21 protein-coding genes are annotated in these 22,168 nt (G+C 45.6%); 5 read left to right on the top strand and 16 right to left on the bottom strand.

Annotated features, from left to right (window positions below; all coding sequences use genetic code 11):
• Nucleotides 1-8: 8 nt before the first annotated feature.
• From MHB37_RS13275 to MHB37_RS13250, 6 genes are all read right to left on the bottom strand, one after another.
• Complete coding sequence (locus tag MHB37_RS13275; RefSeq protein ID WP_036686170.1) at nucleotides 9-272, bottom strand: YlbG family protein; 264 nt, start codon at nucleotides 270-272, stop codon at nucleotides 9-11.
• A 40-nt stretch (nucleotides 273-312) separates the two neighbouring features.
• A complete protein-coding gene (locus MHB37_RS13270) occupies nucleotides 313-750 on the bottom strand; it encodes a YlbF family regulator (protein WP_405169489.1) in 438 nt (145 codons plus the stop codon).
• 20 nt (nucleotides 751-770) lie between these two features.
• Nucleotides 771-2,696 (bottom strand): helicase-associated domain-containing protein, encoded by a 1,926-nt coding sequence (locus MHB37_RS13265; RefSeq protein ID WP_405169488.1) that lies wholly within the window; start codon nucleotides 2,694-2,696, stop codon nucleotides 771-773.
• Entirely contained in the window at nucleotides 2,693-4,405 is a 1,713-nt protein-coding gene (locus MHB37_RS13260; protein WP_076280364.1) for a DNA repair helicase XPB, read from the bottom strand. Before MHB37_RS13260 ends, MHB37_RS13265 begins: the two co-directional genes overlap by 4 nt.
• A gap of 119 nt (nucleotides 4,406-4,524) precedes the next feature.
• Entirely contained in the window at nucleotides 4,525-4,956 is a 432-nt protein-coding gene (locus MHB37_RS13255; protein WP_405169487.1) for a CBS domain-containing protein, read from the bottom strand.
• A gap of 63 nt (nucleotides 4,957-5,019) precedes the next feature.
• Entirely contained in the window at nucleotides 5,020-6,201 is a 1,182-nt protein-coding gene (locus MHB37_RS13250; protein ID WP_405169486.1) for a M20 family metallopeptidase, read from the bottom strand.
• Between the two features lie 239 nt (nucleotides 6,202-6,440).
• Here MHB37_RS13250 and MHB37_RS13245 point away from each other — a divergent pair, with 239 nt between their 5' ends.
• Together MHB37_RS13245 and ftsW are read left to right on the top strand one after the other, a co-directional pair.
• The gene (locus MHB37_RS13245) at nucleotides 6,441-6,788 is read left to right on the top strand and encodes a YugN family protein (protein ID WP_036686159.1); all 348 of its coding nucleotides are present in this window, start codon (nucleotides 6,441-6,443) and stop codon (nucleotides 6,786-6,788) included.
• Complete coding sequence (ftsW, locus tag MHB37_RS13240; RefSeq protein ID WP_081387374.1) at nucleotides 6,785-8,026, top strand: putative lipid II flippase FtsW; 1,242 nt, start codon at nucleotides 6,785-6,787, stop codon at nucleotides 8,024-8,026. Before MHB37_RS13245 ends, ftsW begins: the two co-directional genes overlap by 4 nt.
• A gap of 88 nt (nucleotides 8,027-8,114) precedes the next feature.
• On the opposite strand, the gene MHB37_RS13235 is transcribed toward ftsW, so the two are convergent.
• Entirely contained in the window at nucleotides 8,115-8,480 is a 366-nt protein-coding gene (locus MHB37_RS13235; RefSeq protein WP_019911482.1) for an Asp23/Gls24 family envelope stress response protein, read from the bottom strand.
• 153 nt (nucleotides 8,481-8,633) lie between these two features.
• Here MHB37_RS13235 and cax point away from each other — a divergent pair, with 153 nt between their 5' ends.
• The gene (gene cax / locus MHB37_RS13230) at nucleotides 8,634-9,704 is read left to right on the top strand and encodes a calcium/proton exchanger (RefSeq protein WP_036686157.1); all 1,071 of its coding nucleotides are present in this window, start codon (nucleotides 8,634-8,636) and stop codon (nucleotides 9,702-9,704) included.
• An 87-nt stretch (nucleotides 9,705-9,791) separates the two neighbouring features.
• On the opposite strand, the gene MHB37_RS13225 is transcribed toward cax, so the two are convergent.
• From MHB37_RS13225 to MHB37_RS13190, 8 genes are all read right to left on the bottom strand, one after another.
• Nucleotides 9,792-10,088 carry a YlaN family protein gene (locus MHB37_RS13225; RefSeq protein WP_036686156.1) on the bottom strand — a complete coding sequence of 99 codons (297 nt, stop codon included), beginning with the start codon at nucleotides 10,086-10,088 and terminating at the stop codon, nucleotides 9,792-9,794.
• A gap of 202 nt (nucleotides 10,089-10,290) precedes the next feature.
• Complete coding sequence (locus MHB37_RS13220) at nucleotides 10,291-10,536, bottom strand: HPr family phosphocarrier protein (RefSeq protein WP_036686154.1); 246 nt, start codon at nucleotides 10,534-10,536, stop codon at nucleotides 10,291-10,293.
• Between the two features lie 106 nt (nucleotides 10,537-10,642).
• A complete protein-coding gene (locus MHB37_RS13215; RefSeq protein ID WP_036686152.1) occupies nucleotides 10,643-11,758 on the bottom strand; it encodes an aminopeptidase in 1,116 nt (371 codons plus the stop codon).
• Between the two features lie 95 nt (nucleotides 11,759-11,853).
• The gene (locus MHB37_RS13210) at nucleotides 11,854-12,681 is read right to left on the bottom strand and encodes a hypothetical protein (RefSeq protein ID WP_139331051.1); all 828 of its coding nucleotides are present in this window, start codon (nucleotides 12,679-12,681) and stop codon (nucleotides 11,854-11,856) included.
• Between the two features lie 104 nt (nucleotides 12,682-12,785).
• Nucleotides 12,786-12,938, bottom strand: coding sequence for a hypothetical protein (locus MHB37_RS13205; RefSeq protein ID WP_179087520.1), 153 nt, complete (start codon nucleotides 12,936-12,938; stop codon nucleotides 12,786-12,788).
• 129 nt (nucleotides 12,939-13,067) lie between these two features.
• Complete coding sequence (locus MHB37_RS13200; protein ID WP_405169485.1) at nucleotides 13,068-13,304, bottom strand: hypothetical protein; 237 nt, start codon at nucleotides 13,302-13,304, stop codon at nucleotides 13,068-13,070.
• A gap of 414 nt (nucleotides 13,305-13,718) precedes the next feature.
• Nucleotides 13,719-13,916 (bottom strand): hypothetical protein, encoded by a 198-nt coding sequence (locus tag MHB37_RS13195; protein ID WP_139331052.1) that lies wholly within the window; start codon nucleotides 13,914-13,916, stop codon nucleotides 13,719-13,721.
• A 278-nt stretch (nucleotides 13,917-14,194) separates the two neighbouring features.
• Nucleotides 14,195-16,198, bottom strand: coding sequence for a sensor domain-containing diguanylate cyclase (locus MHB37_RS13190; RefSeq protein ID WP_076306359.1), 2,004 nt, complete (start codon nucleotides 16,196-16,198; stop codon nucleotides 14,195-14,197).
• A gap of 400 nt (nucleotides 16,199-16,598) precedes the next feature.
• On the opposite strand from MHB37_RS13190, the gene rpsD reads away from it, so the two are divergent.
• Together rpsD and MHB37_RS13180 are read left to right on the top strand one after the other, a co-directional pair.
• A complete protein-coding gene (rpsD, locus tag MHB37_RS13185; protein ID WP_036686147.1) occupies nucleotides 16,599-17,198 on the top strand; it encodes a 30S ribosomal protein S4 in 600 nt (199 codons plus the stop codon).
• 244 nt (nucleotides 17,199-17,442) lie between these two features.
• On the top strand, nucleotides 17,443-20,358 hold the full coding sequence (locus tag MHB37_RS13180; RefSeq protein WP_405169484.1) for a transglycosylase domain-containing protein: 2,916 nt from the start codon (nucleotides 17,443-17,445) through the stop codon (nucleotides 20,356-20,358).
• An 83-nt stretch (nucleotides 20,359-20,441) separates the two neighbouring features.
• On the opposite strand, the gene acsA is transcribed toward MHB37_RS13180, so the two are convergent.
• Complete coding sequence (acsA, locus tag MHB37_RS13175) at nucleotides 20,442-22,166, bottom strand: acetate--CoA ligase (RefSeq protein ID WP_405169483.1); 1,725 nt, start codon at nucleotides 22,164-22,166, stop codon at nucleotides 20,442-20,444.
• Nucleotides 22,167-22,168: the final 2 nt, after the last annotated feature.

Here is a 22,168-nt window from a genome sequence, read left to right as displayed (position 1 = left end):
TCCTGGAATCACATACTGTAATTACGGGACTTGTCCGGTCCATTACTAGTATACTCTGTCTTAATTTCGTTACGATAAGATCTTTCAATCTTTCGCACATAGGAGAGTCTGCGGACATTCTTCATAACTTCCTCGGCCCGTTCTGCATTTACATACATAACTGCATAATGCATTTTCCGAGAAACATAATGTAATGTTCCGTATTTCTCAAGGTTACGTGCCGCTTTAACGTCACTTACCCAAATGATGTATCCTGTCCGTTCCGCAAACATAAGCTAAACCGCCTTTCTCTCTCTAAATCCTAAGGGAAGCTTATCCGCAGGAGCATTTTCCCCCGCTGCCGCATCCACCTTTAGGGGAAGGATCATTACTTGGTACTTTAATGCTATCGGATACTGAAAAAGCAATCGCTTCCGACATGGAATGCAGAATGTCGTCAAGGGTCTTCTCTGCCAGCTTGAAACGAACAACTTCTTCGAACCGCTCCAGTTCAGCTTCTACTGCCGAAACCTCAGCCTTTGCTGAATGATAATTCGGGTGGAAATGTCCGAATCGCTGTGTTTCTTCAAACAACTCCTTCTTAGTCTGAAGTCGTTTGACCATGGCCTGAATTTCGGGGTTCGTATCAACCCGTCCTTTCCAGTATAAGTAATCCGACACCTCGGCGGATTGATTAATCATATCGCCTAATTCATAGGCGTATGTCAGCACTTCAGCCATATCGACCGTATTTATTTCAGCTACGCTCATGAACTCAGCTCTTTTCTTCGTTAATGATCTACCGATTCAGTAGACTTTTCTATCATACCATAATCACTCGCTTGAGCAGAAGAGGAATTTCTTCGTCCTTTGGGAATAACTAACTTCATTTCCTTCCAGTCTTCCGGAGTGAGCTCTATATCTTCAACCGTTTCACCATCGTGATAGAGCAGCTGTCCGGAAACTCTCCATGGATTTCCGCTTATGCGGGAAGGGATAAAATCTAACTTCTGATCTTTTAGTGCAAAACGCACCTTGACTCCCCATCTTAACCCTTGCTCCATCACCTTTTGTGCAGTCGAGCTATGATAATGCCGCCATTCTTTGCTCCAGATCTGCGGTACATTTTCTCCACCGAAGAGAATCTCCTCCTCTTGTTCAGGAGCAATAACCGGCAGGTTAAGAAAAGGATTCCCTTTGGACAGCAATCCTAGTTCTACATTCAGCTCTGGAAGAACATACGTTGCCTCGGGGTTTCCTGTTTCATGAGGAAACCAACTCCACCCTACGTTTGGATCCTCCCCTTGTCCTCCAATGATTCTGGAAGGCGCTAGCCCCGCGGAGTACAGTTCTTTTCGTATCTGTTCCATATATTCCGGGTCCACTATGAAATGTAAAGGACCGATACGTTCAAGATTCTCCTGTAAACGCGGGTGAGCTGCGATAGCAGCTCCATCGGCTTCCGTCTGACAGGTCAAGAGAATTACTTGCGATAGTGAAGTACGGCCAATGCTTTTTGCCCATTGCTCAAGGGACATTTGAACCACCGAAGGAAGCCCGCCCAGAGCATGCTCGCTTATCCAGGAGATGATGTCATTCGGTGACATTCCACGCTCAGCTGCAAGTTCCAACCTCTCTTTCGTCAGCCGGAAGCTCCATATCGTATCACTTTGCTGGAGCTCAGCGCAGCCAGCCAGTGTCCATCGTACAGAATAGGGGACCTCCGGTGGAACCAGCACCTCGAAATCCGGCTGCACAATAAACTGTTCCTGTGTATCTCCAGACCCAACAGCAGCGAATGATCCCCTCTCAGCAGATAGCATTGGCTTAGCAGCGGTCCAGCGAAAACACAACATGCCCTCAGCGGTTTCTCCCAGTTCACACCAGCCAAAGCCTGTTAAACAACGTAACCAGTTCAAGCTTGACTTCTCAAGCTCATTACGGGCAATGTTACCTGTGAGATTAGAAGCCATCATCCAGTCTAATAGTGCGGGCAACATTATCCATTTCCCGGGGATAAAATCTGCATTAGAAATTATATAACGAAAATGTTGATCGGCTGGGCCCACGCTTCCAGAGCGATTAATTACAATCCCATAAAGAATGTCACTCATCGTCGCTTCAGGAAGCTGCAGCCAACGATCCAACAGCTCCAGATCAAGCGTGTATCCGGCACTCTGCCTGCGAATAAGTCCAAGACACAGCAGGATATCCACCGTCGCTATGACAGAAAGAGTTTTCTGTTCCTCTAAAAGAGAACCCACGGAGAGCCCTTGCAAATGCTCCTCCCCAAAAGAGAGCTGCGCCGCTAAGCGGTTAAGATGCTTTTTATGAATAATCCCCTTGGCTGTCAGCGGCAACCCTTCCCAAGCGGTGAACAGCAAAGCCCGAAACAAATCTATCGCCAGTCCGGCTCCTGCTTCCATGGTAAGACTCACTAAATGCCCGGCAATGAATTGCGGCTGATACGGGAAAAATTCTTGTTCAATTGCCGGCAGCTGATCAACAGGAATCTGGTACAGCTTTTCGCCTAATATTTTATGCCTTGCAGTTAACAGCCCCTCGCGGCGCAATTCGTTCATTGCAAGCTTTTGCTCAGCACGACAAAGCGCCACAGGGCGCAATCGTTCTTCCTTCCCTTCCTCAAACGGCTGGGCAGCATAAGCTGCACATAATCGCTTTAAGACCTCTAATGCTTCTGTAGACAGCTGGTTCAATGGATGGTTCTCTCCTCTCCACTCGGCATCTTTTTAACGACATATTCATAGCCCTGCTCAGTCAAAAACATCCGGCGTCGCAAAGCGAAATCCTGTTCCCGGCTATCTTCAGATACCAGTGTATAGAAATAGGCTTTATTCTCCCCCGCTTTGGGACGGAGGATTCGACCTAGTCGCTGGGCTTCCTCCTGCCGTGATCCATAAGCTCCCGAGACTTCAATAGCAATTGACGCGTCAGGTAAATTCACCGCGAAATTCGCTACTTTTGACACCACCAGTACCTGTATATCTCCCTCGTTAAAAGCCGCATATAGCTCGTCTCTTTCACGCTGCTTCGTTTTGCCGGTAATTAAAGGCGCCCCGATCCTGTCAGCCAGTTCACTTAACTGGTCGAGATATTGTCCAATAACCAGCACCGAAGAACCTGTATGGACCTTTAGAAGCTTGGCTACAATTTCAGCTTTGGCAGGATTGCAGGAAGCCATACGAAATTTTTCTTTTGCCGCCGCGTACATATATTCTTGTTTAAGCTCCGGATTCATCGGCACAATGATCTCTACACATTCCACTTCAGCGATCCAGCCCTGCTGCTCCAGCTCCTTCCAAGGCAAATCGTAGCGTTTCGGTCCGATTAAAGAGAACACATCCCCTTCCTTCCCGTCTTCTCTAACCAAAGTGGCTGTAAGCCCCAGTCGACGTGTAGCCTGAATGTCTGCTGTAGCCCGAAATACAGGCGCTGGAAGCAGGTGAACCTCATCATATATAATCAAGCCCCAATTGCGTTCGTTAAACAGCTTCATATGGAGAAACGGACCGTCTTTGGACGAACGATGCGTTAATATTTGATAGGTGGCAATGGTAACTGGCCGCACTTCTCTTTTTTCACCCGAATATTCACCTACTGCCTCTCCAGCCAAATCTGTTCGCTCCAGCAATTCATCCATCCATTGCCTTACGGACGTTGTATTTGAAGTTAAAATCAGGGTTTCACATTGGAGACTTTCAAGTACTGCTACTCCTACAATTGTCTTCCCTGCGCCACAAGGCAGCACCACCACACCGCTTCCCCCTTGTCCTTCTGTCCCTTGAAACAGCTGAACGGCCTCCTGCTGATATTCACGTAAGCCAAATGAATCGTTTGCCGAATCAGCCTTGCAGGTATCGAGATTCTCCTTCCAGGTCAAGCTAAGCGCTTGCCCTTCATGATATCCGGCGTAGTCGAGAACTGGATACCCCAATCTCATCAGCTCTTGTTTCAAAAGCCCTCTATTCTCCGCGGGGCACGAGCATTCCAGAGGATTTATTCTCAGTAGACCCAACGCTTTTAGACCTTGTACATCACTCAATTCATTCAAAAGCTCAGGAGCATCCGCTCTTAACATAACGACCTCATTCTGAGTCTCTTGGCCATGAAGAGTCAGCTTTCCATATCTGGACAAAAGAGTTTCAATTTCCTCCTCCAATCCTGTGGGAACACCCCAGCGTGCAAGGTGATGCAGGCTAGTGATAATCTCCTCAGCAGTATAATTAAGCGCAGCTGCATTCCAAAGAGATAAAGGGGTAATTCGGTAGGTATGGTAAGCAGGAGGACTTTTTATTAGCTCCGCGAAGGTCCCTAGCTTTTTCCTTGCCACCTCAAAATCCGGATGAGCACATTCCAGTAAAATTGTCCGGTCCCTGCGTACGATGCAAGCTCCTGATCCATTCATAGCTTTTCCTCCCTAGTGTTCAAGTGATTTAAGCTTGCGCTATGTAATTTTGTTTATTTTCATATAACAGGAAAAAGCCCATCCCCGCATAACGGTCATGAGCTTCCCTATCTGACTATTTAATGTAAGTGCTGCTGCGAAATATCATGGAGGGCTTCACCAGCTTCATCCGCAAAAATGTCGCTCACAGCCAGATCTCCAATCGACACAACGCCCACCAGCTTCTGGTCACGTGTCACCGCCAGCCTGCGAATTTGCCAGCCAGTCATTACCTCTGCAGCCTCATCTACTGAAGTATTCTCCGAGACGGTCTGAATCTCTTTACTCATTACAGTTTCCACTGAGGTTGAACCAGGATGTTTAGCTGCATAACCTCTAATCACGAGATCGCGGTCAGTAATTACGCCGAGCAGTGTCTTATGTTCTTCATTATCAACAACAGGTATAAATCCAGTGTCATAATCTCGCATTTTCACGGCAACTTCATACACATTATCTTGCAGCGTAACCGTTGCAGGCTCCTTCGTCATAACCTCTTTCACTGTCTTCAAGAATGAACCCTCCTAATCATGGTCTCCATGTTATGGGAATAGGTTCTCCTCTATGAAACGAAATTATACGATTGTGTTCTCACGCATACAGGAATTCGCCATAGCAATGAGCAGCTTCATTCCGTGCAGCATGGCATCTTCGTCAAAATCAAATTTGCTATGATGATGTGGATAGTCAGCCTCTTTATCCGGATTTCCGGCACCCACAAACATAAAGCAGCCTGGAATCTCCTTAACATAATAGGCAAAATCCTCAGCTGGCATCAGCTTTTCCATCCGAATCACTTCAACAGATTCTCCTAAAGCCGCTGGGGCCACCTCGAAAAACCGCTGCACTTCACCATCATGATTTACGAGGGGAGGATATCCCATAACGTAATCTATCTTAGCTTCTGCCCCGTAAGCGCTGGCAATAGAAACGGTCATTTCTTCGATTCGCTGGCGTATCAAATGCCGTGTCTCCTCGTCGAATGCCCGTACTGTCCCTGTGATCCGGCATTGCTCGGCAATGACATTTTGGGCGAATCCTCCTTGGATGGTCCCTACACTGAGTACAGCGGGCTCCAGCGGATTCACAGAGCGGCTTACAATGCTCTGGAGCTGGGTCACCAGCGCCGCTCCCGCCACGATGCTATCAATGGTACGGTTAGGCATGCCGCCGTGTCCGCCTTTGCCAATGATATCTATAAAAAACTCGTCCGCAGACGCCATCAACGGTCCCGGAGCACTCCCTACAGTTCCCATAGGCAATGGAGTCCACAGATGCAGACCATACACTGCATCCGCTCCTTCTAACATGCCTTCGGCAATCATTCCCTGCGCCCCTCCTGGGCATACTTCCTCTGCGGGCTGAAAAAGAAAACGCAGCTCCCCTTCCAGCTTTTCAACCCGGCTGCTGTAGTAAGAGGCTACACCGAGCAGTATAGAAGTGTGGCCATCATGTCCACAAGCATGCATTACCCCTTCATTTTGCGAAACGTAATCCTTCTTGTTCTCCTCTTTAATAGGTAGGGCATCCATGTCCGCACGAAGAACCACAGTTTTCCCCGGCCGCTTTCCCCGTAGTATGCCAAGCACACCATACCCTGTCCCGCTTTTTCTGACTTCAATTCCGAATTTGGCTAACTTATCTGCTATAAACGCTGACGTTTCCTTTTCATGAAAAGACAACTCCGGATGACGATGCAAATGGCGTCTCCATTCCACGATCTCCGGCATGAGCGAATCAACCGCTAAGCTCTTCATAAGTTCTCCATCCCCTTCTCGATAAACCCGCATCCATAGCAAGCGATAGCAGTCCTGTTCACTTTGTTCCAGCCGCGAACGACTATAATTCTTTTATTGTAGCAGAAACGCAAAAAACTGGGTATTGTTAGGCACTGCCTACTCTTGCACAACCTTTAGAAACATACTATCATGAGGTAGAACATCAGCAATCGGATCAGAAATTCATCATTATACTTCATAAGGGGGATATGCGTGCTATGATTTTTGAGAACACGGGCCTCGTAGGATTGAAGAGTGATCTTCTCTATCTGGACGAGAGTGCCACAAAAGCTGGCTTCATCCGCTGGCAATGGGAATACTATCGTGCCACTTACGACTGCAAAATTGAAGACCCACAGGATGGTGGCGAATACTTCCTACGCATTAACACTCGCGCTGTCGAGGGAAAGCTAGAGAAGTCTGATGCCGTACTTGCAATTGAAGCCGTATACTTAGGAAAAGCAACCTTCCCTCATGGCCTGGAATATGAATCTCCGGTGCCAAAACCAGTATTGGACACTGCTGCTAAGCGGATTCTTGAATTAAAGCAGCTGTTAGAGGCTTGAGTAACAGAAAGGGAACGACGAAACAAAATGTCAGCCTGCCCAAAAGAGGAACACCCGATTTCCAACTACTTATCTTAACACTACTACTTGTGGGTTTCGGTCTAGTCATGGTCTTCAGTGCTAGCTCAAGCTTAACCTTAGCAAGCCCGAAGTTCGGTAATGACCCTCTATTTTTCATTAAACGCCAAGTGATCTGGATCGTACTCGGAACCATTGTTATGTTTATAGCTATGAACATTCACTACAGTAAGTTTAAGAAGTGGTATGTACCTATTTTTATCATCACCGTTATACTTCTGCTCGTGGTAGCCTTCTCTGAAAAAATTAATGGTGCCAAGAGCTGGCTTAGTATCGGAACACTTGGAATTCAACCCACCGAATTAGCCAAAATATCGATTATCCTGTATATCTCAGCACTCATCACCAAAAAAGGTGAACGGTTTAGAGATTTCCGTACAGGATATATCCCTGTAATGGTCATCGTGGGTATTGTTGCCGGACTTATAATGATGCAGCCGGATTTAGGTTCTTGCCTTATTCTCGTAGCTACCAGCGGACTTGTTATTTATGCCGGTGGTGCCAGCATGAAGCATATTCTGGGCTCTATAGCACTGCTAGTGCTGGGTGTAGGACTAGTTATAGGCGCCAAAGCAGCGATTGATTCCTTATCTCCATCCGATAAAGCCACTGACACTCAGGATTATAGAAAAGGTCGTATCGTTGCCTTTTTAGATCCTTATCAGGTTGCTGAGGGTGATGGTTATAACATTATTCAATCCTTAACCGCTCTTGGCCAAGGTGGAGTAAGTGGTTCCGGCTTCGGCAAAAGCATTCAAAAGCTGGACTATCTAAAATACCCTTATACGGACTTTATCTTCCCCGTAATTGGTGAAGAGTTCGGCTTTCTTGGGACCTCCATATTTTTGATGTTATATCTGTATTTTATCTGGCGAGGTATTCTAATCGCTTTAAGGTGTAAGGATCCCTTTGGTACGCTCGTCGGAATTGGGATTATGGGCCTCATAGCCATTCAGGCCTTTGTCAATATCGGCGGTGTAACCAATACAATCCCTCTTACCGGCGTTACCTTGCCGTTTATCAGCTACGGGGGCTCTTCACTCCTTGTCAGCATGCTGTGCATGGGAATTATGCTAAGCATCTCAAGAGAAACCAACCTTCCTGCCAAAGAGGAAGTAACGAAATCTGTAACAACGGTTAGACAGGTTCGTTCCCGGTAAGCTTTATAAAGCCGGAGGTTAGGGAATTTACACATAAAAAAGCAGCCCAGGGAATTAACCTTGGACTGCTTTTTTGTGTACAAGTTTTTTAAGAGATTTCATCATTCTTGAAAGCTACGCCTTCAACTTTGACATTTACCTCAACAATATGAAGTCCAGTCATGCTCTCCACAGCTTCACGTACGTTCTGCTGAAGCATCCGGCACACTTCGTGGATCGGTGTTTCATAGAGAACGATAATTCGTAGATCTACTGCTGCTTCCAGTTGTCCTACTTCAACGGTAACGCCCTTCTGAACGTTCTTACCGCTTAGACGTTTCGCCCAGCCTTCTGACAGGCCACCAGACATGGCTGCAATTCCCGGAGTCTCCAAGGCAGCCAAACCGGCAATTTTTGAGACGACGTCATTTGAAATTCGTATATTTCCCATTTCCAGTTGAAGTTGTTCTGCCATGCCATATCCCCCCTACACTCATTATCAATTATTGTAATTCCAAAACAGGCTAAAAAGCAAATCACTTTATCGCTTTCTCGTTTACACCTAGGAACAATTTGGGTATATTGATTATGAATTCAATCTAAATACATAGATAGGAGTGCCTTCACATTGAAAAAATGGATTTCACCATCACTGATGGGTATCGCCTTTATCCTTAGTGCGATCGGCCATTATGCCGATTGGGATCATACCCTGCAGTTCATTCTATCAGCAATCGCTGTGGTGTTTGTGGCTGGTTTTCTCGGCCGGGCCACTGAAAGTGTAGCTCATTATGCCGGACAACGACTGGGCGGCTTCCTAAACGCCACCTTCGGCAATGCTGCTGAGCTAATCATTGCCTTCTTCCTGGTTAAGGAAGGATTGTTCGACATGGTCAAAGCCAGTCTTACCGGTTCTATTATCGGCAACCTGTTGCTTGTTCTAGGATTGAGTATTTTCGCCGGCGGGATGAAGTTCAAAGTTCAGAACTTCAACGTAACCCTTGCCGGAATGAATGGCTCCCTGATGATCGTTGCCGTCATTGCCTTATTTGTTCCCGCTATGTTCTTTACCACCCACTCTATTACGGAGAAGGATACCGATGTGCTCAGTTTAATCGTTGCCGGGCTGCTCATCGCTTCGTACATAGCTTGGCTAATCTTCTCCATGATCACGCATAAGAAACATCTAGAGGACGTTACAGAAGAGGGTAAAGAAGAATTAGCTCATGAACATGCCCCTGCTTGGTCCAAAAACAAATCCATCCTTTATCTCGTGCTTGCCACTGTAATGGTAGCCTTCGTGAGTGAGTGGCTGGTAGGAACGTTAGAGACTTTGACAGAGCGTTTCGGATTCAGCGAGCTGTTTGTAGGTGCGTTCCTCGTAGCCATCATCGGTAATGCCGCAGAGCATAGTGCAGCCATTATGCTGGCCATGAAGAACAAAATCGGTGCGGCAGTAGAAATTGCGGTTGGAAGCAGTCTGCAAATCGCCCTGTTCGTAGCACCTGTCCTAATCTTCGCCAGTTATTTCATGGGTGATACAATGGACATAGTTTTTACGACCATCGAAATTGTCGCCATCGGTGTAGCCGTCTTTATTGCCAAATCAATTACTCAGGACGGCTCAACTAACTGGTATGAGGGTCTCTTGTTATTAACGGTCTACCTGATTTTAGGAGTCTCCTTCTATCTCGTATAATCATTATTAACCATTGTACACAACAAAAAGCGCACATGAGCGATTCGTCCTCATGTGCGCTTCTATAAATACTTAAGAAACCGATATTTATTCTTCCTTCGCTTTGTTGTTCAAAGCCTCGTAGAGTACTGCTAAGTTACGCTCCAGCTTACTTAGTACCATCTTACCAGTAATCTCTGGGACCAAACCTGCTCTAACCGCAAAATCCACTTCTCTGGAGAAACCGTACATCTGGGTATCCAGCACTTCCTCATAGAGAGGGCAGTAGCGTGTTGCCAGATTCTCCATCTGCACTTCTATAAGTTGCTGAATTTTATCGGCATCTTCTTGTAGAAGATTGATTGCTTTAAGATTATACTGTTCCTGTAATTCCGATGAAGTCATGCCTCTATCCCCCCCATGTCCAAAAGTTAAGCTGCTTTTACTATTTTACTTAATATTAGACGAAATCCGGTATCAATACAACAATTCAGTTTATACTAACCATATATTTAAAAGAACCTGCTGCGTTATCCTATCAAGTTTCGTATCTACTTCTAGAAAAAACGCCCCACCGAAAACCGGTAGGACGTTTTTAGCACGACTATTACTCAGCAACAACTGTGAATTTCAAACCGTGTTTTGCAAACACTTCAGTCATTGCCTTCTTAGCTTCTTCAGCATCTGCCCCATGAACATGAAGCTCATAGCTTTGGCTGGATACCAAAGTAGTGAACAAACCAAGGATACTTTTAACATCAATGTACTTGTTGTCCGCTTGAAGAACGATTGAAGAGTTGAACTGGCCTGCCGTTTGGGCAATATCGACAATTGCCGCATTGTTACTGGACATAGAAATCCCTCCGCAACTTGATTATAAAACTTTAGTCTTTTGTTATCATTTCTTATGATACATTGAATCCGCTTACTTGTGCAAGGAGTTTTCTTGTTATTACATTTTATTTCAAGTTTTCAGGATTCAGACCTTCGAGTTCCGGCAACACAAAAATTCCATCCTTACGGATCAATACATCGTCAAAATAAATTTCACCGCCGCCATAATCGGGACGTTGGATCAACACAAGATCCCAGTGAATGGAGGAGCGGTTACCGTTATCTGTAACATCATATGCTTGTCCTGGCGTAAAGTGCAGGCTGCCTGCGATTTTTTCGTCAAAAAGAATATCATTCATCGGGTGAAGAATGTAAGGGTTAAAACCAATAGCGAATTCGCCAATATGACGCGCGCCGTCATCTGAATTCAAAATTTCGTTCAAACGAGCGGAGTCATTGCTGGTGGCTTCAACAATTTTTCCGTTCTCGAATTTGAATTTGATATTTTCAAAGGTCACTCCATTATATACTGACGGTGCATTATAGCTGATCGTTCCATTTACAGAATCGCGAACGGGGGCGCTGTAAACCTCGCCATCCGGAATATTTTTTTGCCCGGAGCATTTCTCTGCACCGATTCCTTTAATCGAGAACTTAAGATCTGTTCCAGCACTCAAAATATGTACCTTATCCGTTCTGCGCATGAGATCAGCTAAAGCATCCTGAGCCTTGTCCATCTTGGCGTAATCCAAATTACACACTTCGAAATAAAAGTCCTCAAACGCTTCAGTGCTAATATTCGCAAGCTGAGCCATGCTCGCATTCGGATAACGCAGTACTACCCACTTCGTATGCTTCACACGTTGTTCGCTATGCACTGGATGAGAGTACAACGAGTTATACAATTTCATATTTTCTTCAGGAACATCGGACAGATCGTTCACATTCTCACCTGCACGAATCCCGATATAACAATCCATTTGCTTCATCCGGTTCAAGTCAATTTCAGCCCATGTCTGAAGACTCTCACGAGTTGCGTATTTAAGCATGCTGCGCAGGACTGTACGATCTGTTAATTGTACAAAAGCATGACCGCCGGCCTTGCCGATTTCCTCTACAACAGCTTTGATTAAATCTCTTTCATTGCCAATCATTTCGACGAGCACGTTCTCGCCTGGCTGGACATTTACGGAATAACCGACTAGGTTAGCTGCCAGCTTTTGAATTCTGGGATCTTTCATTGTGTATTCTTCCTTCCTCTGTCTAAAAAATAAGCAAGCTTTTCTATTGTAGCACGCCCTGTATGGAGCGCAAGACCTGTGGGATAATGTGAAAATCAACGAAAGCCTGAAAAATTCACCTGTGATACATAAGTTTCATTATCAGATTCATTCCCCGCTTCCGAATAGGTAACCTTACGATTTAAGGTGAGCTTTCTCGGCAGATTATGTTTTGTATCAACGGTTAAATGGTAGACAGTCTCAACATTAGCTTGTTTCAGCTTTTGCTGTAATTCATTATTTTTCTTCTCCCATAGCTCCACCAAAGCTTGCGTAACCGCCTGGTCGTTCTTTGTTATTTTTCCAGCAGAATCTGGTGTTTCAGGTCGAAGGTCTTGCATCTCTTTTTCCAATTCAGCAGTCAGCTGCTTTCTGGCCTCAGCAGGCGTCAGCTCGATCCGTAGCACATTTGTCCCTCTGCCTGCACCCGCATCTTCAGTCACATTAGCCTCCATGGATTGCAGCTCCTCCAGCTGTTTCAACGGATTAAGCAAAGCAAGCGGATTTCCGTCCTCAGAGGAATCTTCAGTGGTCAACGCTACCCATTCCCCCTCTTTTTTCTCTAGCTGACTATGGAAAGCTTTCATAGAAGTGATGCTGCTTTTTAAATCTTTAGCGCTATTTGCTGATTTTTTTGTGGCTGAGGATTTATCAGGAAGCAGTGTATACAGATTGACCTTCTTATGGTCCTGTACTGTGCCTTCGTAAAATATCATGGATTCCGGAACGGTCTTTCCACCTTTTGTAAGCATGGTTGACCCTTTAAAAGTAACCCCATCACTGCCCGTTATACCCGCTAACACCAAACTTAGATCTTCCTTGGCTGGTTTGTCTCTAATAACGCTGCAACCGCTGTTGAACACGCAGGACAAGGTAAAAATCATAAGAACTAACCCCTTCAGTAATAATGACTTTCTCACGGTCATCAGGCCTTTCTTGGAGTATTTTACTTTACAGCCCACTATAGGGTTCTCCCTTCCTGCGCGCCTTATACAGATGCAAATACGTTGCTGTAATCGGTTTCCATACATTGCTCTAACTTATGCGCGTTTGTCGCTTGCTTCTGAATGTCAGTACATACTACCTTCAGACTCACGAAGTTACCGCTGCCAGTCGCCACACCGTTGAAGCTTTCGGACACAGCTGACCTTAATTACAGTATTTTGCGGTATTTCGTATGCCAACGGACTCCATTGCACCTATTGACCTTAAAAACGTACAAAATGAGTCTTTTTCCAAGCAATAGCGTCTCTGGAGTCCGAAACCTTGCTTAAAAAGCTAAAATCATGCCAATAGCGTCATCTGGGTCCGAATGCATCGCAGCGGCATGTATGATACACAGTCGAAGCGCCAGCCAACTATCAAAAACAATGACCATCGACTCTCCAATAACAGGAGAACTGCTAGTCACGTGCCGATGCGCGAATATGACCGCTGCCAATCGCCACCCCGTTGTCTCTATCGGACACAGCTGACCCTTAACGCAGCATTTCCCGATATTTCCCATACCAACGGACTCCAGCGCAGCTATTGACCTTAAAAACGCACAAAATGAGTCTTTTTCCAAGCAATAGCGTCTCTGGAGTCCGAAACCTTGCTGAAAAAGCTAAAATCATGCCAATAGCGTCATCTGAGTCCGAAGGCCTCACAGCATGATGGATACACAGTCGAAGCAGCCAGCCAACTATCAAAACAATGACCAGCAACTCCCTATTACGTCAGAAACGCTGGTCAAATGCCGATGCGCGAATATGACCGTTGCAGTCGCCACGCCGTTGTCTCTATCGGACACAGCTGACCTTAATTACAGTATTTTGCGGTATTTCGTATGCCAGCGGACTCCATTGCAGCTATTGACCCGAAATGCGCCCGATATGCCCCTCTTACTAAGCAATAGCGTCTCTGGTGTCCGAAACCTCACTTAAAAAGCTAAAATCATGCTAATAACGTCATCTGGGTCCGAATGCATCGCAGCGGCATGTATGATACACAATCGAAGCAGCGAGCCAACTATCAAAACAATGACCAGCAACTCCTTATTACGGGAGAACCGCTGGTCAAATGCCGATGTGCGAATATTACCGATGCCAGTTGCCGCACCGTTGTCTCTAACGGACACAGCTGACCCTTAACGCAGCATTTCCCGATATTTCCCATACCAACGGACTCCAGCGCAGCTATTTACCCGAAATGCGCCCGATATGCCCCCATTACTAAGCAATAGTGTCTCTGGTGTCCGAAAACATGCCCCAAAGGCAAAATACATGCCAATAGCGTCATCTGGGTCCGAATGCATCGCAGCGGCATATTTGATACACAGTCGAAGCGCCAGCCATCTGCCAAAACAAAAAGCAGCGACTCTCCAAATACGGGAGAACCGCTGCTCTGCTATCTCTTTTACTTATGAGGCAATTCCTTCACACCGCTGCCATTCTCTTTAGTGTCAACGATCACTTGGTTACGCCCATTGTTCTTAGCTTTATACAGTGCCATATCTGCTCGATAGAACAGGGATTCGACGCTTACACGTTCGTCCATCCAGCTCCATTCTGCTATACCGCAGGACACTGTTACATTAGGTTCGGTCTCATTCATCACTCGCTTACGAATACGTTCAGCCACATTTACTGCCTGTTCTACTCCCATTAATGGTAAATAGACCGACAGTTCTTCTCCACCCCACCTCGCAGCAATATCCCCTTGACGAATGGAGGACTTCACAATTTCACTGACCTCTTTTAAGATCTTGTCGCCCTTTTGATGACCATAGGTATCATTCACCATCTTGAACTGATCGATATCCACAACAATTAAGCAACCGCAAAAATCTGTAGACTGCCGTTCCTTTATTTCTTCGTCCAGATAATGACGAGCATAAAGTCCAGTTAGGCTATCTCTGTTCGCTAGACGTCTAACTTCGGCATGCAGCCTTGCATTCCCTACAGCTAGTCCAATATGCCCCGCCATCGCCTGAAGCAATCTGTAATTGTCATAAGAGAAATAATGGGCATCGCGATGCGCCAACATGATGGCACCACGCACTTCACCACCTACACTTAAAGGTGTGGCAATCAGCGACTGCGACCCGGTAGCATTCATTAAACGAGAAGTAGTATTAGGATTATCTATGTAGTTAGACATGATTAATGATTCCCCAGTAGTATAGACCTTCCCTCCTAAACCTTGTCCTACTTCTAAAATTTCATTTTGCAAGGAGGAATGATTGCAAGCAATAACCTCTAGCCCGCCCTTTTCTTCGTTCATATGTAAAATACAGCAGTAGTCAGCGCCAAACATCTCAAGCAGCTCTTCAAACGCAAATTGAAAAATATCCCCTAAACGCAAGCTCTGATTCAGCCGTTGTGTAAGTTCGTTACTCATACGCAGCTCACGAATGAGCTGATTGGAGCGTTCATACAGCTTGGCATTCTCAAAAGCAGTACCTGCGGTATCCGCCACCATCGAGAGAAACCGTAAATCTACATCCATAAAGATCGAGTTATCCATCACCATGTGGAATACGCCATAAACCCCTTGCTTCCCGCCTAGCGGAAGACCAATCTCTACAATGTGTTGATCTTCAGTGTTGGTGTTCAGAGCAACACGGCCGTCTTTAAATGCTCTAGCGCAGACATCATCACTGGACATCTGAAACGGTAAAGGTTTGACCTGCGGATGAGTGCTGCGGTGATCTTGCGACATAAACAGCTCAAGCCTAGCACCAGGGTACATTGCAGAAATGCTATCTATAACCTCCGTAAGCACAGCGTTCACATCAATATTGTCATGCATCCGCTGAACGATCTGAAATAACAAGGAGCGGCGATTGCTCTCACGTTCAGCATGTTGATGAACACTCGCAAGATCAGTTACAAAAATATGTTCAAACTTATGATAGAATATGGTCCGGTACTGCAAAGATATAGCCTCAGCAGTATCTCGTCCACCCATTAAATATTGTTGTGTCGGCATAGCACAGCCCAGGAAGGCAAAAATTTCTTTGTCAACGCGAGTGATGAGCGGTATAGTAAAAAAGCTCATATCCTGACCCTGCACCGTAAGTTGAACAGATGAGGTTGCGCCAGAAAGTAAACTAGCTGCAGCCGCTTGCTCCCATTGGTGCCTCCATCGTTCTTGCTGATCGGCAATATCAGCAAAATATCTGCCTTCAAAATTCAGCACACACCAATCCCATGATTTAGCGAATGGTAGAGCCTCTAGCCCATCGATCCATTCCTCGAAGCTGTCTGCAATCAGATTGGCCAAATATGGGAAGTCATGGGACACTATTTCCGTTTCCCTAAGCCAGGCGGTGGGATCTTCGGAATCTCTACTAGTGTGCAATTTGTCCTGTATCAGCATACGACTGTCTTGAGAAGCGTATGCTTTCTGTTCTGACATAACGAAGATCCCCTTTGCTTCTCATTTAAGAAAAAAAACCTTCCCAATTAACATCTAATTAACTATATTTTACTCCCTTTCTTTGTGTATTGCATTATATTTTCCTTATTTCCGGGATTTTTTTTAGGACCAAAGAACTAACGACAAAGAATGACAAAAACTCTTTTAATATGCGCTTGACTTTATATGCTACTTTCATATAATATTTATTGTTGAACAAGACTGTAACAAGTCTTACTTGGGCGTAACGTTGTGTCACCCTCACGCATTTCGTTACTGCCAGGGCAGCGGCTGAACTTCCCTGGTAGTGTGGAAGCCATTAATGCTAATCACGGATACGAAATGCGGCGCAAATAGAGCCCTAACCTGAAATTTCAAATATAAAGGAGTCTACTATAACATGGCACGTTACACCGGACCTAAATTCAAACTCAGCCGCCGTCTGGGCATTTCCCTTAGCGGTACAGGCAAAGACCTGAAACGCCCTTTCCCACCAGGACAACACGGCGCTAACCAACGCAGAAAAGTAAGTAACTACGGAATGCAGCTTTTGGAAAAACAAAAACTGCGTCACATGTACGGCTTGGGAGAGAAACAATTCCGTACTCTCTTCGCTAAAGCACAAAAACTTCCAGGTCTTGCGGGCGAAAACTTCATGTTCTTGCTTGAAAGCCGCTTGGACAACCTAGTTTACCGTCTTGGATTTGCTAACTCCCGTGCTGGAGCACGTCAGTTGGTATCCCACGGACACGTAACTGTAAACGGCAAAAAAGTCGACATCGCTTCTTACCGTGTAAGCTTGGGCGACGTTATCGGTCTTCGCGAGAAGAGCCAAGGCATGGCTTCCATTAAAGAAGCTCTTGCTAACCGTAACCACCTTCCAGCTTACCTGGAATATGCTGAAGGATCTTTCGAAGGTAAATATATTCGTTTGCCAGAACGTTCCGAGCTTTCCCAGGATATCGATGAGAAACAAATCGTCGAGTTCTACAACCGTTAATATCTCGCTTTTAGCGGGTATGACCAAAGCCTCCGGATTAATCCGGGGGCTTTTTGTTATGTCAATATCCTAAATTCCATGCCGTTTGTAAAAGGTTATGCTTCCGCAAATCATACCCTAAATTACTTTATTTATAATTTTTGCACAAAAGTCGAATCTTAAGACCATGAGAATCAGGTAGAAGCGCATTCAAAAACGCCAATTTATGCTATAATAATTCCGTTAAAAGGAGGAATTATCGTCGATGGCTCAAGAGAACAAGAAAAAAAACGCTAAGAAGCCTTCACCCCGCAGATCCGCCCTAAGCAGGTTCGGTTCTGTAGTTAAGTGGATGTTTATTCTTGGAATAATAGGCGTTCTATTTGCCGGTGGTGCTGTAGCAGGCTATGTCGCTTCCATTGTGAAGGATGAACCTGTTCGCTCCGAAGAAATGATTCAGCAGCAGGTCAGTCAAAATGCGATCACCGGATTCGCTTATTTCCGAGACGGCGCACCGATCGGCCAGCTTCGGACAGAAGAAGACCGAAGGCTCATTGAATTCAACGATATCCCCCAGCTTATTATCGATGCAGTTCTCGCTATAGAGGACAATAATTTTAATGAGCATAATGGCGTGGATTTCAAAGGCACCTTACGTGCCGTCAAACAAAAGCTTCTCAATGAATCCGTTCAGACCGGAGGCAGTACACTCACCCAGCAGCTCGCAAGACGTGTATTCCTGAATCTGGATCGGACAGAAGATCGCAAAGTAAAAGAAATTCTACTTTCTCTTAGATTGGAACGCTTCTTGACCAAGCAAGAAATATTAACGGCTTATCTGAATAAGGTTCCTTTCGGCAATGGCTCGAATGGCTACAATGTATTCGGAATTAAAGCAGCAGCCAAGGGAATATTCGGTCTAGACGATCTGGACAAATTGAACGTGGCTCAAGCAGCTTATTTGGCTGGTCTTCCGCAGCTCCCTTCCACTTATTCTGCATTTAATGGCATAGGTGAATTCAACGAAAAAGCTTTCAACAGAGCTATGGACCGTCAACATCTTGTACTTCGTCGTATGCTTGAAGAGAATAAGATTACTACCTCTCAATATGATGAAGCCCTTCAATTTGATATCAAGAGTTCTCTGGCGCCGCACACCAAAAAAGCCTATGCTACCTATCCATATCTGATGATGGAGACTGAGCGTAAAGCATCCGAGATCCTTCTATCATTGAATGAAGAGAAAAATGGCACAACGGATGCCAATAGCACTACTGACAATGCCGTGTTACTTGAGGAAGCAAGACAGCAGCTCATGACCGGCGGTTATCGAGTCTACACAACCATTGATAAAAAAGTTTACAATGCAATGCATAGTGTCTCAGAAGACAGCAATAATTTTACTAAAGACAGCAAAACCAAAGGTATGGAACAAACGGCTGGCATGTTAATCGACAACAAAAGCGGAGCCATTCTCGGCATGATTGAGGGTCGCGACTTCAATATTGAGCAGATGAATTATGCTACCCAAATGATCCGTCAGCCCGGATCGACTATGAAGCCAATTTCAGCTTATTTACCAGCCTTAGATGCAGGGCTGATTCAGCCTGCCGGGATTGTGGATGACGCGCCAATTATTCTAAAAGACGGCGGAAAAGGATTCCACATTCCTAAGAATGCCAATAATCGCTATCAAGGTCTGGTCACTGCCCGTTACGCACTTAACAAATCGCTCAACTTGCCTGCGCTTAAGCTGTTTAATGAAAAGGTCGGAATAGAGAAATCTTGGGCCTTTACTAAAAAGCTGGGGATCTCCACCCTCACAGATGATGATTACAGCGCGCAGACTGGGGTTATAGGCGGTCTGAAATACGGAGTATCCGTAGAAGAGTTAACCAATGCCTATTCCGCTATCGGTAACCAAGGAGCTTTTAATGATGCCTACATGATTGAGAAAATCGTCAATTCAGAGGGCAAAATTATCTATCAGCACAAGGTTAATCCTGAGCAAGTATTCTCTAAGCAAACAGCTTACCTAATGACAGATATGCTGCGAACTGTAATTACAGAGGGTACAGCCAGCACAGTAAAAAGAGAATATAAACACTCTAAAGAAATTCCGATTGTCGGTAAGACTGGATCTACCCAGAATTATGGAGACGTATGGTTTATGGGCTACACTCCTGATGTCACACTGGGAATGTGGGTCGGCTACAAAGAGCAAATCAACACTCTTACGGGAGATACACAAAAACGTCAAGCCCAAACATTATGGGCAAAAGTGTTGAATGCTGTCATTGATAAGCAGCCGGAACTATTCGTCACAGACAAATTTGCACAACCTGAGGGAATTATCAAAAAGACAGTTTCCGCATATAGCGGCAAATTGCCAACATCCCTGACTGATAAATTCACAACGGATATATTTAATACAAAATATGTGCCAAAAGAGAGCGACGACGGGATTTCCAAAGCCAAGTATATTACTTACAAAGGCGTCAATTATATCCCGTTGGAAGGCACTCCAGAGGAGTTCCTAAAGGAAAAAATCGTCGTTAAACGTGAGAAGCCGATACAGGAATTAGTCAAAGAACTCCTGGCTGCCTTCCCTAAGATGAAGGATCATAAATCACTGGAGTATTATATGCCAGCCGATGCCAAGACGGATTTCCCAACAGAAGTTGATCCACGTGTGGACGATGGGGCTTCCCCTGCTGCTCCCGGAAATGTTAACGTCTCTTATAGCACTGGTAAAGCGGTCATCAGCTTCTCCGCTAGCAGCTCGGCAGATGTTGTGGGATACCGCTTATATCGTTCATTAAACGGAGGTTCTTTCCAGAAGCAATCTATACTCATGGCAGATGAGAACAAGGTATTCACACCGGGTACACCTGCAAGTGCTAATGCAACCTTTTATGTAACCGCCGTGGATGTTGCAGGTAATGAGACGGCTTCTGGCAGCGTTGCTGGAGGGATTACACCAACACCAGAAGCAACTCCTACACCTGATCAACAACCTGGTACAGAGGCGCCTACAGAGCCTGAGGCGACACCAGGAGACATTATTGAGGATCCAGGTAACATTCTCCCGCTACTACCGACGGAAACACCAGTCGGCGGAGGTAACAGTACTGGGGGCAGTAATAATACCACAGCAGGTAATAATGCAGGGACACGTTAACCCAAAGATCATTAAATAAATTTACACAGCAAAACACCGTTCCCATGAATTCATCCGGGAACGGTGTTTTTTTACAATTCATTCTAATCCTCAATCGTGGATAGATCTCCTGTCGGTAGATGCAGCTCCCATGCCTTCAGTACACGCCGCATAATTTTACCTGATCGTGTCTTCGGAAGTTTATCCTTAAACTCGATTTCTCGCGGGGCAGCATGTGCAGACAGACCCGCTTTGACAAAAGCGGTGATCTCCTCTTTCAAGGCAGCAGTTGGAGTATAACCTTCTCTAAGCGAGATAAAAGCCTTAATAATCTCCCCCCGCACAAGATCCGGTTTGCCGATTACACCCGCTTCTGCCACTGCCGGATGCTCCACTAATTTGCTTTCCACTTCAAATGGACCAATACGCTCACCAGAAGAGTTGATGACATCATCAATTCGTCCCTGAAACCAGAAGTATCCTTCGTCATCCATATAAGCTGAATCGCCAGAAATGTACCAGCCAGGAATCCGGAAATATTCCTCATACTTCGTCTGATTGTTCCAGATCGTTTTCATCATGGATGGCCACGGAGTTTTTATCGCAAGATTCCCCATAGAAAAAGGCGGGAGAACATTTCCCCGGTCATCCAGAATCGCTGCTTCAATCCCCGGTAACGGACGGCCCATCGAGCCTGGTTTGATATCCATTGACGGATAATTACAAATCAATTGTGCCCCTGTTTCAGTCATCCACCAAGTATCATGAATACGCTGATTGTAAAATTTATCTCCCCAACGTACCACTTCCGGATTTAACGGTTCACCAACCGATAGAACATGGCGCAAACTGCTTAAATCAATCCCCTGTAAAGAGTGCTCCCCTGCACCCATCAACATACGAAAAGCTGTAGGTGCGCTGTACCATACAGATACCTTATTCCGTTCGATTGTCTTATACCAATCCTGAGGACTAAAGCGGCCGCCTCTGACTACATTGGTCACCCCGTTTAACCAAGGGGCAAATATGCCGTATGAAGTTCCGGTCACCCAGCCAGGATCTGCCGTACACCAGTATATATCGTCTTGACGTAGATCTAGCACTACTCTACCTGTATAATAATGTTGAATCATTGCTCTATGCACATGATAAACGCCTTTGGGCTTACCTGTAGAACCAGAAGTATAATGCATAATAAGGCCATCGTCCAAATCAAGCCATTCTAAATTAAGATCAGCAGAAACGTTAGCCATCTCTTCTGCGAATCCTAAGTTTCCTTGCTCAATATCAGTTGCTCCACCTACTAGAAAAATATGACGCAGCTCAGGAAGCTCTTCTCGCTTGACCCGATGCAGCAATTCTGGCGTAGTTACCAGCGCAACAGCCCCACTATCCTCCAAACGATCCTTAACTGCTGTTTCCATAAAGGCTTCAAATAAGGGTCCTGCTATGGCTCCGATTTTGAGAATACCTAGCAGACTGAAATACAGTTCCGGTTGGCGAGGCATAAAAATAAATACCCTATCTCCTTTACCGATGCCATATTTACGCAATACATTTCCGAACCGGTTCGACCGCTCCTGCAGATCGGCAAATGTATAGGATTCTTCCCGTACAGCGTCACTGTAGAGTAGGGCCGTTGCCGCTCCCCGCCCTTCATCCACATGGCGATCAACGGCTTCATAGGCCATATTAACCTTGCCGGTTTCATACCATGAGAAATTACGTTCAACATCCTCCCACTCAAAATTGGCTACTGCCTCCGCATAATCAGACATATTGGAGCTCTGCACACGACCCGGCAAAATTTCGCTATGGACTTGACCCATCA

The sequence above is a fragment of the Paenibacillus sp. FSL H3-0286 genome, from assembly GCF_045040705.1.
GTDB classification, from domain to species: Bacteria; Bacillota; Bacilli; order Paenibacillales; family Paenibacillaceae; genus Paenibacillus_AQ; species Paenibacillus_AQ odorifer.
Note: the sequence above shows the minus strand (reverse complement) of the source record. Positions and strands in the feature narration are given on the sequence as shown.

Coding starts and splice junctions, on each gene's coding strand:
- MHB37_RS13245 (WP_036686159.1), top strand. CDS start 6,441: ATGATTTTTGAGAACACGGGCCTCGTAGGATTGAAGAGTGATCTTCTC.
- MHB37_RS13210 (WP_139331051.1), bottom strand. CDS start 12,681: ATGATTTTTACCTTGTCCTGCGTGTTCAACAGCGGTTGCAGCGTTATT.
- MHB37_RS13220 (WP_036686154.1), bottom strand. CDS start 10,536: ATGTCCAGTAACAATGCGGCAATTGTCGATATTGCCCAAACGGCAGGC.
- MHB37_RS13235 (WP_019911482.1), bottom strand. CDS start 8,480: ATGGCAGAACAACTTCAACTGGAAATGGGAAATATACGAATTTCAAAT.
- MHB37_RS13260 (WP_076280364.1), bottom strand. CDS start 4,405: ATGAATGGATCAGGAGCTTGCATCGTACGCAGGGACCGGACAATTTTA.
- MHB37_RS13225 (WP_036686156.1), bottom strand. CDS start 10,088: ATGACTTCATCGGAATTACAGGAACAGTATAATCTTAAAGCAATCAAT.
- MHB37_RS13200 (WP_405169485.1), bottom strand. CDS start 13,304: ATGGGAAATATCGGGAAATGCTGCGTTAAGGGTCAGCTGTGTCCGATA.
- rpsD (WP_036686147.1), top strand. CDS start 16,599: ATGGCACGTTACACCGGACCTAAATTCAAACTCAGCCGCCGTCTGGGC.
- acsA (WP_405169483.1), bottom strand. CDS start 22,166: ATGGGTCAAGTCCATAGCGAAATTTTGCCGGGTCGTGTGCAGAGCTCC.
- MHB37_RS13215 (WP_036686152.1), bottom strand. CDS start 11,758: ATGAAAGATCCCAGAATTCAAAAGCTGGCAGCTAACCTAGTCGGTTAT.
- MHB37_RS13180 (WP_405169484.1), top strand. CDS start 17,443: ATGGCTCAAGAGAACAAGAAAAAAAACGCTAAGAAGCCTTCACCCCGC.
- MHB37_RS13270 (WP_405169489.1), bottom strand. CDS start 750: ATGAGCGTAGCTGAAATAAATACGGTCGATATGGCTGAAGTGCTGACA.
- MHB37_RS13250 (WP_405169486.1), bottom strand. CDS start 6,201: ATGAAGAGCTTAGCGGTTGATTCGCTCATGCCGGAGATCGTGGAATGG.
- MHB37_RS13275 (WP_036686170.1), bottom strand. CDS start 272: ATGTTTGCGGAACGGACAGGATACATCATTTGGGTAAGTGACGTTAAA.
- MHB37_RS13190 (WP_076306359.1), bottom strand. CDS start 16,198: ATGTCAGAACAGAAAGCATACGCTTCTCAAGACAGTCGTATGCTGATA.